The organism is Photorhabdus sp. HUG-39 (genome assembly GCF_963878365.1).
GTDB lineage: Bacteria > Pseudomonadota > Gammaproteobacteria > Enterobacterales > Enterobacteriaceae > Photorhabdus > Photorhabdus kayaii.
This window is the reverse complement of the sequence record NZ_CAWNWY010000009.1, coordinates 134,331-146,112: the sequence shown is the minus strand read 5'-3', so window position 1 is coordinate 146,112 and position 11,782 is coordinate 134,331. Positions and strand designations below refer to the sequence as shown.

Here is an 11,782-nt window from a genome sequence, read left to right as displayed (position 1 = left end):
CTGGTCAAACAATGCGATTGCGGGGCACCGAGCCAAAGGAACAAGCTTAAAAAAGCGGGTTGGTGCGATGATTATCGGGCAAGAGTTTTCTTTGGATGAATAGCAGTCAAAGTATGCTCGTGCCCTGCCTGGTTACCAATGATGATCATTGGATAACGTGAATTATTTACCAAGCTAGCTACTTTTTCCAAATTAGCCACTACAGGTGCCGCAGGTTCCGTTCTTTTTGGTATTTGCAATCCTTCAAGAATATTAGCAGCTTCTTGAGCAGAGATTTCCTGCTTAAGGACATCTATAGGTATACTCATATAAACTGGGCCAGGTAATTTATCAATAGATACCTTTATTGCGGAAGGGATTTTTTGTCGAATGTCTTTAATACCTTCGATCTGGAAACTTACCTTTGTAATTGGCTTCATAAAACTTACATTATCAATACATTGATGAGTTAAGTTGTACTTAGCCTGTTCATTTGGTATTTGAGCTGATGCTACTATCATAGGAGAACGATCTAATATTCCTGAACATACTCCTGTCGCTATATTGGTAAGGCCGGGACCAAAAGTAGACCAGCACATTTGCGGTTTTCCTGTAAATCTTCCTAAAACATCAGCCATAATGCCAGCTGTAAATTCATGTCTTGTAAGGAAGAATTCGATACCAATTTGATTTGCAAATCTAATAGCCTCTGCTTCACCGCCTACAATACCGAAGCATTTGGTTACACCTTGGCGCGCAAGCGCACGCAGAAATAGTTCATCAAGTTTCATGTGGTCGTCCTTTGTGTTTAGAGTTTAATTTATAAAGCAACATTCATGAATGTTTATTAAAAATTCAGATATTTTTAATATGTACAGACTATGCCAATATTAATCTTCAGCTCTAAAAAGGCTTTTTGTGTGATCCAGCTCATACAAGGAACTTAACTACATAAATATCGTGATAACTGCTAAATCGATTTTTTTGAATTAGCTTATACAGGGTAGCTATTAAAAAGTAGTTTAATTATTTATATCAGTCAAGAAAACTAATTTGATTATCGTCACAATAGTAAATAGCAACAAGGCAAATTTTCAAAATAGTAGATAGTTTAAAAAAGAACCTAATCCGATTTTTACAACCTGATTAATAAGCAAGAATCTAGACTTAAGTCTTTGTTCCTACATGTCTATTCATTCTTAGTTGAATAAAACCAAACAATAGTACGGTTTCATGAGACAAGTAACCATTACCATCAATCCATGCAAAATTAATTAAAAAATTAAGGGAATACTTGGTGCACAAGTCGCCTATCAGCACAAGCGCACCCAGCAATACGGCAGATCAACTTATTGCAAGCTATAATCCCGGCGCTTTCCATAATGAAGTTGTCAAACCATGATCGACCAACGTTAATTGATCAGCATATATCGCCTGCCAATCCTGTTTAGCCTTTTGATATACTTCATAATGTTCAGGATTTGGCTGATATTCATGTTGCCAACGCACCAGTTTTTCCCCTGTCGTCCCCATTGCATCATAAAGCCCAACCCCCACTCCAGCAGCAATTGCACAGCCTAAAGCGGTCGATTCTTTAACCATCGGCACCCGAACCGGCAACCCTGCCACATCAGATAAAATCTGGCTCCATAATTTTCCTTTTGAACCACCACCAGCGAATACCAGTGAATCCGGTTTTACTGCCGAAAAGGCAGAAATCAGATCCAGATTACAGGCCGAGACAATCGCTGCATTCTCTTCCAACGCACGAAATAGGGTCGCTTTATTGCATTTCTCAGGATCAATGGAAAGGTTAATAAAGGAAGGTGCGGCATGATACCAAGCTTTAAACCGCATCACATCAGAGAAAATGGGTATAACACCATAAGCGCCCGCCGGGACTCTGGCCGCCATATCTTCCAATAAGCTATAAGTATCAACGCCAAGACGCTCCGCCAACAGCTTTTCTTCCGCGCAAAATGCATCCCTAAACCAACGCATCGTCAAGCCAGTAAAGAAACTAATGGACTCCGCCTGCACCATACCGGGAATAACATGAGGGTTTATCCGTGTATTCATATTTGGGTCAGTAACCGGCGCTGGTAAATTAACAACCTGCTGCCAGAAAGTACCACCGATAACGGCAGTCTGCGCTGGCTTAACAACACCTAAACCAAGACAACCAAGTTGGACATCACCACCGCCCATAATGACCGGTGTGCCAATATTCAGTCCACATTGAGCAGAAGCTTTCTCCGTGACGTAACCTAACAAGGTCCCAGTCTCTTTTACCGGCGAAAGAATATCGGAACGCAATCCTGCCATCTCAAGTAAATCGGGACGCCAATCACGGCTCACCAGATCCAGCATACCTGTCGTACCCGCATTGGAGGGATCAACAGCCAATTCACCACTGAGCATATTTGCCAGCCAGTCGCTGATCATGGTTAAAGCGGCTGCCTGACGATAGATAGCCGGGCGATGATGAGCCAACCATAACAGACGAGGCATTGCACCCAACGCTAATGTTTGCCCTGAACACCGATACACATCATATTCAAAAGTGCTGTCATACAACGCCTTCAATTCACTCACTTCTTGGCTGGAACGCGCATCCACATTAGCACAAGCCCAGATCGGCTCACCATTGCGGTTATAAAGCACGATACCTTCCCGCATAGAGCAAGAAGCCACCCCCTGAATAGCACTGGCGGGCAATTGCGCGGTTTTTAGCGCCTGGCGAATACATTGGCAAGCGAGCTGCCAGTTCGTCGCTAAATCAAACTCCATTGAACCCGGTACATCAGGTACAGGCTGATGTATCCATTCAGCCTGCCCCGCAGCTATTTGATTCCCTTCAAGATCAAATATCACTGCACGAACACTCCCTGTTCCTGCATCAAGCGCCATCAGATATTTTCCCGATGGATTAACACTACGGCGTTGATTCATGATGCTATCCTCAGTTCAATTACTTTTTGAATTTATATACCCGTCATCTTTCAAGTTGCCTCTTTGTTGGCTGCACTCACTCACCCCGGTCACATAGTTCTCTATGCTCCCGGGGATTCGCTCCCTTGCCGCCGCGTTCCATCTTGAAATCCATAGGGTATAGCTTTACCTCAAATTTTTTCTGCTTATTTCACGGATAGAGTAAATACAGGGTTCAGCGCAGCAAATCCAGCATCGCTCTGGCAGTCTGTTCTTCCGTCACCAGCCCATTGATATATTGACCATTCAGCGCAGCAATAATGGCTTCCGCTTTCTCTTCCCCTCCCGCAACGCCAATCACTGTCGGGATGGTTTTCAGTTCTGGCATGGAGATACCAATCAGCTCCTGATGAATTTGCATATCCTCCACCAGCTCACCATCAACGCGCATAAAATAGCCAAGGATATCGCCCACAGCGCCTTTCCGACCAAACATTAGCTGTTCACCATCACTGATATAGCCAGAACGCATAATTGTCGCCTGCTGTTTCTGATTAACTGCGCCAATACCAACGATAGCAATATCAGCCGCACAAGCCGCTAGCAAAACATCTCGGACACTGCTCTCCTGACGAAATGTTTCAGCAACCTGAGCAGTGGAAGCACGTAATGGGGCGGGGATAATACTGATTGAACAGGCTGCATCCAGTTGACCAATACCGGTCATGTAAGGACCGACGCCACCGGATAATGTGACTAGCCTAATTTGTTGTGATGAGATAAAACCACTTAAATGTTGCAATGTGCACATGGTAGTTTCACCAAATCCCACAGCCAATAATTGCTGCGGTTCAATCAATGCCATCAGCAAATGTGCCGCGCCAACCCCCAATCTGGCATTAAGATTCATATTTGCCAGCGCAGGCAAAACGCGTACCTGTTTCAAAGAGAAATGTTTTTGCAGGGTATCTTCCAGTGCCAAACACCCCTCGTAACGAGAGTTAATTTGTACCCGAATGACGCCTGATTGCCGCCCTTTCTCCAGTAATCTGGAAACTTTTAACCGGCTTAAACCAAGCAAATCGCCGATGTCACCTTGTGTCAGGCCATCGTGATAGTAAAACCATGCAATACGCGCAAGCAGCTCTTCTTCACTCATGCTATTACCCGGATAGGTGTCCTCAGACGATATACCCGTCATCTTTCAAGTTGCCTCTTTGTTGGCTGCACTCTCTCACCCCGGTCACATAGTTCCCTATGCTCCCGGGGATTCGTTCCCTTGCCGTCGCGATGCATCTTGAAATCCATAGGGTCTATATTTTTCTCTTTAGCTGATTTTTCTTTCACTGATTTTATCGACATAACCACTTTCTTTTATCCGCGCTCAACAGATAACCATTAAAACGTATAACACGCCAGAGTTTTACCGCAAAAATTTGAACACAATTCAATGAATATATAAATTTTTCACAAAATGTGATTTAAATATTGCCAATCTCATAATTTAACAGCTACCATGTTGAACAATTGTTTTTTAAATAGATAAATGTTCATTTTGTTTGCCTCCGCACCTGCATGTAAGAGGATGCCGCGATGTTACATAACAACACCGCAGTACCACCGCTATTAGAAGTCAGTGGCATCAGTAAGCAATTTTCCGGCGTAATGGTACTGAAACATATTGATTTTACTCTGTTTCCAGGGCAGATACAGGCTCTGTTAGGGGGTAATGGTGCGGGCAAATCAACACTGATGAAGATTATTGCTGGTCTCGAACAGCCGGATAAAGGCACGCTCAAGATTAGCGGTCATCATGTTAGCCATCTTAATCCCACTAAAGCCCACCAATTCGGTATTTATCTGATACCACAAGAACCACTGTTATTTCCGAATTTGTCTGTACAGGAAAACATCCTGTTTCGTTTGCCAAAGCATCAGGTAGATAAGTCTAAAATGAAACAGCTACTGGCATTACTTGGCTGTCAATTAGATCTACATGTCAGTGCTGGCAGCCTTAATGTTGCCGATCAACAACTGGTCGAAATTATGCGTGGCCTGATGCGTAATTCGAAAATCTTAATCCTTGATGAACCTACCGCCTCCCTAACACCAGTAGAAACCGAACGCTTATTTGCCCAGCTCCGTGAGCTACAACAGCAAGGTGTCGGCATCATTTTTATTTCCCACAAAATCCCTGAAATTTACCAACTAGCAGATCAGGTCAGTGTCATGCGTGACGGCACTATTGCCTTAAGTGGCAAAATCCGCGATTACACAACGGATGACATTATTCAGGCTATTACACCGGCCGCAAAAGATCAGCCATTAAATGGCACCCCAAAATTGGGTCTGGATCTTAGCAATAACCAGCACCAGACAGTACCTGATCGACCAATACTGACAGTCACCAAGCTAAGCGGTGAGGGTTTCAGCAATATCTCATTCTCAGTGAAACCGGGTGAAATTCTTGGTTTGGCCGGGGTTGTTGGTGCTGGCCGTACAGAACTGGCTGAAACACTTTATGGCCTGCGCCCTGCGGTATCCGGCGAAATTAAGTTAAAACAACATACTGTTAATGGGCTAAAAACGGCTCAACGTCTGGCCCAAGGTTTGGTTTATTTGCCGGAAGATCGACAGTCATCAGGATTATTTCTGGATTCATCACTCGGCTGGAATATCTGCTCACTAACCCACAACCGCAATACATTCTGGATACGCCCTGCCTATGATACAGCGGTACTTGAACGCTATTGCCAAATCCTAAATATCAAATTCAGCCATATCAACCAACCAATTAAAACGCTGTCCGGTGGTAATCAACAAAAAATTCTGATTGCTAAATGTCTGGAAGCTCACCCCGCCGTCCTGATTATTGATGAACCTACACGTGGTGTGGATGTCGCGGCACGCAATGATATTTACCAACTGATTCGTCATATCGCCCAACAGCAAGTGGCCATTATTTTTATTTCATCGGATCTGGATGAAGTGGTTCGAATCGCTGATCGGGTATTAGTCATGCATCAGGGAGAAATCAATGGCGAGCTAACTAAGCAACAGATGGATGTTGACACCATTATGCATATCGCTTTCGGCGAACATAAACCACAACAGGCGACATCATGTTGAAACTTATCCAGAATAACCGCGAAATTACCGCATTGATTGCCATTCTCTGCCTGTTTGGCTTACTCAGTGTTATCGACCACCAGTACTTTAGCTTACAAACTGTCACCCTCGTTTTTAGCAGTGCGCAGATCCTTATCTTGCTTGCAATGGGGGCAACACTGGTCATGCTGACTCGCAATATTGATGTCTCTGTCGGCTCGATTGCTGGCTTATGCGCGGTCATTATGGGAATGTCACTGAATGCCGGCTTTAGCCTGTCCGTTTCCTGCCTGTTGACTCTTCTGCTCGGCATGTGTGCCGGATTCTTCAATGGTGCGCTGGTCACCTGGTTGAAAATTCCCGCGATCGTTACCACCCTCGGCACGTTGGGGCTTTACCGTGGGCTGATGTTATTGCTTACTGACGGTAAATGGATCGAAGGCTTACCAAACGAATTAAAGCGCCTTTCCGCACCTTTATGGCTCAATATCTCACCTATCGGTTGGCTGTTAATGATCCTGATATTAGCAATGGCGTGGATACTAGCAAAAACCCCATTTGGCCGAAGCTTTTACGCCACAGGAGACAACCTGCAAGGTGCTCGTCAACTGGGCGTTCGTACAGATAGCATTCAAATTATCGCCTTCTCCGTGAATGGTGTCATGGCAGCACTGGCCGGAATTGTTTTTGCTTCCCAAATTGGTTTTATCCCAAATCAGACCGGCAGTGGGCTGGAAATGAGAGCTATCGCCGCTTGTGTGCTAGGCGGCGTCAGTCTGCTTGGCGGCACCGGTACAGTGATCGGCGCTATTTTAGGCGCATTTTTCCTGACGCAGATAAACAGCGGATTAGTACTGCTAAAACTCCCTGCCTGGTGGAACGATTTTATTGCCGGATTTGTTCTGCTGGCGGTGTTGATTTTTGATGGACGCCTTCGTTGTGCCATCGAAAAAAATATCCGCCAACAAAAATATGCCCGTTTCCTCAAAAATGACAAAAGTAATCAGGTGACATAATGAATATCGGTCAACGTTATGGCTGGGAATTGGCCTTAGCCGCATTACTGATTATTGAAATACTGCTGTTTGGCATAGCAAACCCGCGCATGCTGGATATCAATATATTGTTGCTGAGTACCAGTGATTTTATCTGTATCGGGATTGTGGCCTTGCCACTGACTATGGTTATTGTCAGTGGGGGTATCGATATTTCATTTGGCTCAACCATTGGTCTGTGCGCGATATCACTCGGAGTAATGAATCAGGCCGGTATTCCAATGGCCGCCGCTATTCCTTTGACACTACTGGTCGGTGCAATATGTGGAATAATCAATGCGGCACTCATTTTATATACCGGCATTAACCCACTGGTTATCACACTCGGTACCCTATATCTGTTCGGTGGCAGTGCCCTGCTACTTTCCGGCATCTCCGGTGCAACTGGTTACGAAGGTATTGGTGGCTTTCCACAAGCATTGACTGATTTTGCCAATTTGGCTTTGTTTGGCCTACCCATGCCATTGATGCTATTTCTACTCTGTCTCCTTATTTTCTGGCTGTTCATGCATCGTACCCACAGTGGACGCAATATTTTTCTGATTGGACAAAGCAGTAAAGTTGCCCGTTATGCGGCAATTCCTGTTGCCCGAACCCTATATCTTCTCTATACCCTGACCGGCATAGCTTCTGCTATCGCCGCCATTGTATTAGTTTCCTATTTTGGATCAGCGCGCTCTGACCTCGGCGCATCATTTCTGATGCCAGCAATCACCGCAGTAGTATTGGGCGGAGCCAATATTTACGGTGGTTCAGGTTCAATTATCGGCACCGCGCTGGCTATATTATTAATTGGTTATTTACAACAGGGGTTACAGATGGCTGGCGTCCCCAGTCAGGTATCCAGTGCCCTTGCTGGCGCCCTGTTGATTATTGCCGTGGTAGGACGTTCCATCAGCTTGCACCACCACCGAATCCGTGACTGGATACAACGATGGCGAAATCAGAGATTGTCTTCATAAACCTACAGATTGAATTTTATGACATTACAGTCCCTCTGAAACCCAACAATATGGAGAGAGTAATGAAAACACTGATCCTGAAAAAACTGGCTCTAATTAGCCTATTAAGTCTGGCTTGCGCCTCTTGGGTACACGCCGCCGAAAGAATCGCTTTCATCCCTAAACTGGTCGGTGTCGGCTTTTTTACCAGTGGCGGCCAAGGTGCCGTAGCCGCCGGGAAAGCTTTGGGGGTCAATGTGACCTATGATGGACCAACAGAACCCAGTGTTGCCGGTCAAGTTCAGCTTATCAACAATTTCGTGAACCAAGGCTATAACGCTATTGTGGTCTCTGCGGTTTCACCGGATGGTCTGTGCCCTGCGTTGAAACGAGCCATGCAACGGGGAGTAAAAATCCTGACCTGGGATTCAGATACTTCGCCGGAATGCCGTTCTATCTATATTAACCAAGGAACGCCAAACCAACTAGGCGGAATGCTGGTGGATATGGCCGCCAATCAGGTGCAAAAAGAGCAAGCCAAGGTCGCGTTTTTCTACTCCAGCCCAACGGTCACTGACCAAAACCAATGGGTCAAAGAAGCTAAAGATAAAATTGCCGCGGAGCATCCAGGTTGGGAGATTGTTACCACCCAGTTTGGTTATAACGATGCAACCAAATCCTTACAAACCGCAGAAGGGATTTTAAAAGCCTGGAGTGACCTGGACGCCATTATTGCCCCGGATGCCAATGCCCTGCCAGCCGCGGCACAGGCAGCAGAAAATCTGAAACGACAAGATGTTGCGATTGTGGGTTTCAGCACCCCCAATGTCATGCGCCCTTATGTTGAACGCGGAACCGTCAAGCAATTCGGGCTATGGGATGTTGTTAATCAAGGCAAAATTTCAATCCATGTCGCTAATGAATTACTCAAGAAAGGTGATTTAAATGTCGGCGATAAACTAGATATTCCCGATATTGGCATTGTTGAAGTTGTACCAAACCGCGTTCAGGGTTACCGCTATGAAGCCAAAGGAAACGGTATTGTTGTTCTACCTGAACGGGTCATTTTCACCAAAGACAATATCAATCAATACGATTTCTAATACGACTGTCCAGCAATCTCTGCCATGCAGGGTTGCTGGACCAATGTAAGTGAGTTAGGAGAAGAAAAATGGCAGATTTAGATGATATTAAAGATGGCAAAGATTTTGGTATTGATATCCCACAGAAGAACAGCCTATTTGAACTGAAAGGTTGCGGCGCACTGGATTGGGGAATGCAATCACGACTTTCACGCATTTTTAATCCCAAAACCAATCGAACGGTGATGTTGGCTTTCGACCACGGTTATTTTCAGGGGCCAACAACCGGGCTTGAACGCATCGATATCAATATTGCTCCACTATTTCCCCATACCGATGTCTTAATGTGCACCCGTGGTATTTTGCGTAGCCAAGTTCCACCCGCGACCAACAAACCGGTGGTCTTGCGTGCTTCCGGCGCCAACTCGATTCTGACGGAGCTGTCCAATGAGGCGGTCGCGGTTGCTATGGAAGATGCTTTACGCCTGAATGTCTGTGCAGTAGCTGCTCAGGTCTATATCGGCTCTGAATATGAGCATCAATCAATTAAGAACATTATCAAATTAGTCGATCAGGGAATGCGTTACGGTATGCCAACAATGGCAGTCACCGGCGTTGGGAAAGATATGGTTCGGGATCAGCGCTATTTTTCTCTGGCGACGCGCATTGCGGCCGAGATGGGCGCACAAATCATTAAAACTTATTATGTCGATACTGGCTTTGAGCGTATTGCCAGCGGATGTCCGGTTCCTATTGTGATTGCCGGTGGTAAAAAGTTACCAGAAAAAGAAGCTCTGGAGATGTGTTACCAGGCTATTGATCAAGGGGCTGCCGGTGTTGATATGGGACGTAATATTTTCCAATCCGAAGCACCGGTTGCCATGTTAAAAGCGGTTCAAACCGTTGTACATCAGAATGAGAATGCCAGCAAAGCTTACGAGTTATTTTTAAGTGAAAAACAATAAGGAGAAATTGAGATGCACGTAACTTTGGTTGAAATTAATGTTAAGCAGGACAAATTAGACGAATTTATTGAAATTTTTCGCCTTAATCATCTGGGATCAATTAAAGAAGCAGGCAATTTACGTTTTGATGTATTACGGGACGAAAATATTCCAACCCGCTTTTATATTTATGAAGCCTATGTTGATGAAAACGCGGCTAACACACACAAGCAAACCCCTCATTATCTGAAATGTGTTGAACAACTTGAATCCCTGATGTCTGAACCAAGGAAAAAGAGATCGTTTATTGGTGTGATGCCAGAAATAAAATAAATATACCCGTTATCTTTCAAGTTGCCTCTTTGTTGGCTACACTCACCCCGGTCACATAGTTATCTATGCTGCCGGGGATTCTCCCCCTTGCCGTCGCGATCCATCTTGAAATCCATTGGGTATAAAACGCTTCAATATAACGATAAAATACAACTTCGTTTAAATCACTAAATTATCCGGGACAGAATATTCTGCCCGAGGGTTTTGTTCTCGTATCACTCTTAATATTTCACAACCAAGAACAACATTGCTTCCATTAGGTATATCAGTAAAATCAATCAACAATAAATTCATATAAAGATTGAAGATCAACAAAATTAAAATCTTTCCCTAAAGCGCTCGGCAATCTTTTCAAGCTCGTCCATTAACTCAATGTCTCTATCAGTTCCCACTATGTCATTAGGTTCATTGTGATTCCAGTGCTTAATAATCGCAATTAACAAATAGGTATTTTGGTCAAAGAACCCAAAACAGTAAACTAGAACATAACCGCTCGTTCGTCTAAATTGCACCAACTTGAGTGAAAAACCACTTTCTCTGTAATGCAAGTGTTGCAACTCAAGGTAAGAACGGTTATTCGTGAACTTATAGGGAACATCCCGACCAAAGGTAATGGGCAAACCTTTTCCTTCTTTGTAGGCTTTGAAGTCATCAACCAAGGCTTTGGTTTTCTGTTCACCCAAAGCATCTTTCAAATTACTGTATGTAAATATTCTTACCACCGTTAATTTCCCTTTTTCTTGATCAGCGACTCCGCCATTTTATCTGCAACTTTTTTCATCTCACTTTCATTAAGATGAAAATTGCCGGTAGCTGAAAGTACTCCTTGTTCATCAAACTCGCAAATCACTAATGGCTTGCCTTGCCCCCTCTTTGAAGAAATTTGTATGCTTTTTATGACCATTCTTCGTAGTCTCCAGTGGAGCCGTGTTTGAGTTTCGTTGCCATCTCAGTAGCAATCTGATTCATATCCAAACCTTCACCAGTAAAATTAGCTGGAATGTTTTTTAACTCAGTTGTCCCTCGTTGAGCAAACTCAACAAAATTAATAATCTCTTCATACATATGTGCAGGTACAGCATAGAACTGGATCTGATTGTTTGATGAAACAGCAATAGCATCTCCTTGTGCTTCCGCCAAGGCAGCGCCAGGATTGGATTTGAACTTGCTTATCGGTATGGTGTAACCACACATAACCTTCTGTAACATATAGAATACCTCCACTTTACACTGCCATATATAGTTCCAAATTCAGCTCTAAGTATAGAGCTATATTTGGAGACTACCAACATTTTGTTGGTTGTAGACAACAACCTATCAGCGTCTAGCGAGCAATCCGCTCCTACACTTTTTAGTTACCGTTTACTCTGAATATACATACATATTAATTAAACACTCGCCTATAGTGC

Annotated in this window: 12 protein-coding genes; 6 read left to right on the top strand and 6 right to left on the bottom strand. The window is 44.3% G+C overall.

Features of this window, described 5'->3' with window-relative positions; genetic code table 11:
- Window positions 1-71: 71 nt before the first annotated feature.
- The 3 genes from AAC155_RS08515 to lsrR all read right to left on the bottom strand — a co-directional run bounded on the left by AAC155_RS08515 (window position 72) and on the right by lsrR (window position 4,111).
- Entirely contained in the window at window positions 72-770 is a 699-nt protein-coding gene (locus AAC155_RS08515) for a thiamine pyrophosphate-binding protein (RefSeq protein ID WP_113041787.1), read from the bottom strand.
- A gap of 568 nt (window positions 771-1,338) precedes the next feature.
- A complete protein-coding gene (lsrK, locus tag AAC155_RS08510) occupies window positions 1,339-2,931 on the bottom strand; it encodes an autoinducer-2 kinase (protein ID WP_113041786.1) in 1,593 nt (530 codons plus the stop codon).
- 214 nt (window positions 2,932-3,145) lie between these two features.
- Window positions 3,146-4,111, bottom strand: coding sequence for a transcriptional regulator LsrR (lsrR, locus tag AAC155_RS08505; RefSeq protein ID WP_113041785.1), 966 nt, complete (start codon window positions 4,109-4,111; stop codon window positions 3,146-3,148).
- A gap of 392 nt (window positions 4,112-4,503) precedes the next feature.
- Between lsrR and lsrA the strand changes: the two genes are divergently transcribed.
- From lsrA to lsrG, 6 genes are all read left to right on the top strand, one after another.
- Window positions 4,504-6,039 (top strand): autoinducer 2 ABC transporter ATP-binding protein LsrA, encoded by a 1,536-nt coding sequence (gene lsrA, locus AAC155_RS08500; protein ID WP_113041784.1) that lies wholly within the window; start codon window positions 4,504-4,506, stop codon window positions 6,037-6,039.
- On the top strand, window positions 6,033-7,034 hold the full coding sequence (gene lsrC, locus AAC155_RS08495) for an autoinducer 2 ABC transporter permease LsrC (protein WP_113041783.1): 1,002 nt from the start codon (window positions 6,033-6,035) through the stop codon (window positions 7,032-7,034). The genes lsrA and lsrC overlap by 7 nt, the downstream gene beginning before the upstream one ends.
- Window positions 7,034-8,035: an autoinducer 2 ABC transporter permease LsrD gene (lsrD, locus tag AAC155_RS08490; RefSeq protein ID WP_113041782.1), complete on the top strand. Its 1,002-nt coding sequence runs from the start codon at window positions 7,034-7,036 to the stop codon at window positions 8,033-8,035. The genes lsrC and lsrD overlap by 1 nt, the downstream gene beginning before the upstream one ends.
- A gap of 62 nt (window positions 8,036-8,097) precedes the next feature.
- A complete protein-coding gene (gene lsrB, locus AAC155_RS08485; RefSeq protein WP_113041790.1) occupies window positions 8,098-9,117 on the top strand; it encodes an autoinducer 2 ABC transporter substrate-binding protein LsrB in 1,020 nt (339 codons plus the stop codon).
- A 68-nt stretch (window positions 9,118-9,185) separates the two neighbouring features.
- Window positions 9,186-10,061 carry a 3-hydroxy-5-phosphonooxypentane-2,4-dione thiolase gene (gene lsrF / locus AAC155_RS08480; RefSeq protein ID WP_113041781.1) on the top strand — a complete coding sequence of 292 codons (876 nt, stop codon included), beginning with the start codon at window positions 9,186-9,188 and terminating at the stop codon, window positions 10,059-10,061.
- Window positions 10,062-10,073: 12 nt separating this feature from the next.
- Window positions 10,074-10,373, top strand: coding sequence for a (4S)-4-hydroxy-5-phosphonooxypentane-2,3-dione isomerase (gene lsrG, locus AAC155_RS08475; protein WP_113041780.1), 300 nt, complete (start codon window positions 10,074-10,076; stop codon window positions 10,371-10,373).
- A gap of 317 nt (window positions 10,374-10,690) precedes the next feature.
- Here lsrG and AAC155_RS08470 read toward each other — a convergent pair whose 3' ends face one another.
- Genes AAC155_RS08470 through AAC155_RS08460 form a run of 3 tightly spaced genes read right to left on the bottom strand, consistent with a single transcriptional unit; the run spans window position 10,691 to window position 11,582 of the window.
- Complete coding sequence (locus tag AAC155_RS08470) at window positions 10,691-11,095, bottom strand: type II toxin-antitoxin system YafO family toxin (protein ID WP_113041779.1); 405 nt, start codon at window positions 11,093-11,095, stop codon at window positions 10,691-10,693.
- A gap of 2 nt (window positions 11,096-11,097) precedes the next feature.
- Entirely contained in the window at window positions 11,098-11,277 is a 180-nt protein-coding gene (locus AAC155_RS08465; protein ID WP_113041778.1) for a hypothetical protein, read from the bottom strand.
- Entirely contained in the window at window positions 11,268-11,582 is a 315-nt protein-coding gene (locus AAC155_RS08460) for an antitoxin of toxin-antitoxin stability system (RefSeq protein ID WP_113041777.1), read from the bottom strand. The genes AAC155_RS08465 and AAC155_RS08460 overlap by 10 nt, the downstream gene beginning before the upstream one ends.
- Window positions 11,583-11,782: the final 200 nt, after the last annotated feature.

Bases quoted from the DNA above. Each gene is read 5' to 3' on its own strand.
- AAC155_RS08465 (WP_113041778.1), bottom strand. From the start codon at position 11,277: ATGGTCATAAAAAGCATACAAATTTCTTCAAAGAGGGGGCAAGGCAAG.
- lsrR (WP_113041785.1), bottom strand. From the start codon at position 4,111: ATGACGGGTATATCGTCTGAGGACACCTATCCGGGTAATAGCATGAGT.
- lsrD (WP_113041782.1), top strand. From the start codon at position 7,034: ATGAATATCGGTCAACGTTATGGCTGGGAATTGGCCTTAGCCGCATTA.
- lsrB (WP_113041790.1), top strand. From the start codon at position 8,098: ATGAAAACACTGATCCTGAAAAAACTGGCTCTAATTAGCCTATTAAGT.
- AAC155_RS08515 (WP_113041787.1), bottom strand. From the start codon at position 770: ATGAAACTTGATGAACTATTTCTGCGTGCGCTTGCGCGCCAAGGTGTA.
- lsrA (WP_113041784.1), top strand. From the start codon at position 4,504: ATGTTACATAACAACACCGCAGTACCACCGCTATTAGAAGTCAGTGGC.
- lsrC (WP_113041783.1), top strand. From the start codon at position 6,033: ATGTTGAAACTTATCCAGAATAACCGCGAAATTACCGCATTGATTGCC.
- lsrK (WP_113041786.1), bottom strand. From the start codon at position 2,931: ATGAATCAACGCCGTAGTGTTAATCCATCGGGAAAATATCTGATGGCG.
- lsrF (WP_113041781.1), top strand. From the start codon at position 9,186: ATGGCAGATTTAGATGATATTAAAGATGGCAAAGATTTTGGTATTGAT.
- AAC155_RS08460 (WP_113041777.1), bottom strand. From the start codon at position 11,582: ATGTTACAGAAGGTTATGTGTGGTTACACCATACCGATAAGCAAGTTC.
- lsrG (WP_113041780.1), top strand. From the start codon at position 10,074: ATGCACGTAACTTTGGTTGAAATTAATGTTAAGCAGGACAAATTAGAC.